This window comes from Xanthobacter autotrophicus (genome assembly GCF_029991245.1).
GTDB classification, from domain to species: domain Bacteria; phylum Pseudomonadota; class Alphaproteobacteria; order Rhizobiales; family Xanthobacteraceae; genus Xanthobacter; species Xanthobacter autotrophicus_C.
Genome location: NZ_JAIVFO010000297.1, coordinates 1 through 1,371, shown reverse-complemented (window position 1 = coordinate 1,371; position 1,371 = coordinate 1). Strand labels below are relative to the sequence as shown.

Here is a 1,371-nt window from a genome sequence, read left to right as displayed (position 1 = left end):
GGACGGTAGCAACCGTGCGGAGCAGGCCCTGCCGTCGCGAATTCCGAAGCAGCTTGCCCCCTCACCCCTCTCCCGCAAGGGGAGAGGGGAGAACGACATCTCAAGGCGCTTTCGCAGAGGTCTCGCAGGCGGGAGAGGGTTCACCGCGGGGCGGGATGACAAGCCGCCTCCTCGCCAGTCCCGGTCCGCCCCCTTTCCCCTTGCGGGAGAGGGGTGGGGTGAGGGGTATCGCAGGGTCGGACCCGCGCCGCGTGGTTGGGTTGGAAATCTGCGCCCTCCCCCTTCCCTCGAGGCGAGAGCGTGAGGAACGGGCGTGGCTGGCAGGGTTGCGGAAGCCGTCAGCGCCCTTCCTGCCCGCAAAGAACCGCACACGGCCAAGCCCAAGAGGCGTCAGGTGCAGGCGCTGTGACCGAACGGCATCGCCGCGCCGCGAAAGGAAATTCCCGGCCCTGCCCGCCATTGACGCACTGTCCGGAGGGCGGCAGAAACGGGAGATGATCGCCGTTCGCCTTCCCGTCCTCGCGCTTGTCGCGGCCCTCCTTGCGCCGGACGTGGCGCAGGCCATCGTAGGCGGCGTGCCGGCAGCGGCGGAGGTGGCGGCGCAGACGGTGCTCATCGTCTCCACCCGCGGCGCCTCCTGCACCGGCGCGGTGCTGGCGCCCGATCTCGTGCTCACCGCCGCCCATTGCGTGGCGCCAGCTGCGGACTATGCGGTGGCCATCGTGGGCAACGGGCCGCCGAAGCTGGTGCCGGCGACGCGCATCGAGGTGCATCCGCGCTTCGATGCCGGCCAATTCCAGACCCGCCGGCCGACGCCGGACCTCGCCCTCGTGAAGCTCGCCGAGCCCCTGCCCGGCCGCTTTCGCACCGCCCGGCTGGCAAACGCCGACGGCCTGCCCGAGAAAGGCACCGCCTTCCTCCTCGCCGGCTATGGCGTCATCGCCGATGGCCAGGCCAAGAGCGCCGGCACGCTGCGCACGGTGGCGCTGCCCTCCATCGGCACCACGGGCGGCATCATGGTGCGGCTTTCGGCGCCGGAGGGCGCGGCCGGCGCCTGCACCGGAGACAGTGGCGGCCCCGCCTTCCGCGACGGGGCGGTGGCGGGCGTCACCGGCTGGGCCACCGGGCCGGGGGGCAGCCGCGGCTGCGGCGGCGTCACCGGCGTGACATTGGTGTCGCTCCATCGCGACTGGATCGAGGCCACGGCGAAGAGCCTCGGCAGCCCGCTCGGCAGCGGGAGGTAGGGATGGCGCCGGCCGCATCGCCCCGTTGCAGGTGCGCCGGCCATATCCTTGCCTTGGCCGTCGTCGCCCTTCTGGGCGCAGCGCCGGCTTTCAGCCAGACCCCGGGTGACGCCGCCCCGGACAAGCC

General features: G+C 72.7%; 1 protein-coding gene. It reads left to right on the top strand.

What is annotated here, in order from left to right; genetic code table 11:
* The first annotated feature begins 494 nt into the window (after positions 1-494).
* Complete coding sequence (locus tag K9U41_RS22850; protein WP_282643133.1) at positions 495-1,244, top strand: S1 family peptidase; 750 nt, start codon at positions 495-497, stop codon at positions 1,242-1,244.
* Positions 1,245-1,371: the final 127 nt, after the last annotated feature.

Coding starts and splice junctions, on each gene's coding strand:
- K9U41_RS22850 (WP_282643133.1), top strand. CDS start 495: ATGATCGCCGTTCGCCTTCCCGTCCTCGCGCTTGTCGCGGCCCTCCTT.